This window comes from bacterium (assembly GCA_004299235.1).
Classification (GTDB): Bacteria; Chloroflexota; Dormibacteria; order Dormibacterales; family Dormibacteraceae; genus SCQL01.
In genome coordinates, this window is record SCQL01000092.1 from 1 (window position 1) to 1,316 (window position 1,316).

Sequence of the window (1,316 nt, forward strand, 5' to 3'; positions counted from 1 at the left end):
GGCGCGCTCGGCGTGCTGGCAGGCCTCGCACTCACGGCGTTCGTCGTAGCGCGCGCGCGCATCGGCGCATCGTGGCATCTGTTCTCGCTTCCATCGGCCATTTTCGGGCGCGCGGACACGACGTACGTAGGCAGCATCGGCACGCGCAGCCAGCTCTGGCATGCCGCAATCGCACTCTGGGAGCGCCACGTGCTGTTGGGCGTAGGTGCGGGAAACTTCGAGCTGGAGCTGGACCGCGTGGGGCTGCACGGCATCCGCACGCACGCCAACAGCGCCTACTTGCAGGCGCTGGCCGAGACGGGCATCGTGGGCTTGACCGTGCAGATCGCTCTGGCCCTGGCCGCCATCATCCCCTACGCGCGGCGCGCGCGCGAGAGCGCGCTCTGCGCGGGCGTTGCCGCCGGCTCCATCGCATTGGCCCTGCATGGCATCGCCGACACGTTGACGTTCTTCGAAAAAGTCGGCCAGTTCTGGATCTGCGTCTGCGCGCTCCCCGCGGCAGGCGCAGGGCCTGCCCTGCAAGACAAGAAGAGGCAGGGCGATGACACGAGACGTCGCTGAGCGCATCACGGCGGCGGGTGTCGCCGTAGGAGCCGCGTTCGTGCTCGGCGGCATAGCCGCCTCATCGATCCTCGCACGTGCCCCGCAAGAGGTGCGCGACGCCGTCGCCTCCCCCGTTCCCGTCGTCACCTGGCAAGGCGACTGGGGACTGCTGCTCTGGACCGCGCTTGCCCTGGCGATCGCCGGCGGCTCCGTGGCCTACATCTACCTTCTGCGCGAGCTGTGGCACAGCGCGGACGAGGGCACCCCGCATCGCTCGCTGCTCGGCGCGATCCTGGCTGCGTCCGGGCTCGCGGCGCTCTGCGCGGCATCCTTCCCCGTGATGTTCTCCTCGGACATCTACGCCTACGGCTGGTACGGCGACTTGGCGCTCCATGGCCTGAGCCCGTACGTGCATGCCGCCGTTCCGCCGTTCGATGCGCTGATGCGCGCCAGTGCGGTGCAGTGGGGCAATCCGCCGCCCATGAGCGTCTACGGGCCGCTCTTCACCTGGATTTCGGCCCTGATCGTGCACCTAGCTGCGCCGCTGGGCGCGGCGGGCCAGCTCGACGCCTTCCGCGTGCTGGCTTCGCTGGCGCTGCTGCTCTGCGCCGCCCTGGCCTTCGTCGCCACGGAAGGCTGGGAGCTGCGCCGGCGCTTGGTGCTCTCGGCGGGCATCGCGCTCAACCCCGTGGCGATCTGGTCCTGCGCGGAGGGCCACAACGACGCGCTGATGCTGGCTGTGGTGCTGGCCGGCATCATCTTGGTGCGTCGCC

2 protein-coding genes are annotated in these 1,316 nt (G+C 70.0%); both read left to right on the forward strand.

Annotated elements, in window-relative coordinates:
• Window positions 1-561 (forward strand): O-antigen ligase family protein (locus EPN29_14430; GenBank protein ID TAN29802.1); only part of this gene is annotated, 561 nt, incomplete at its 5' end.
• Window positions 542-1,316, forward strand: a 775-nt coding sequence (locus EPN29_14435) for a hypothetical protein (protein TAN29803.1), incomplete at its 3' end; no start/stop codon positions are given. The genes EPN29_14430 and EPN29_14435, both read left to right, overlap by 20 nt.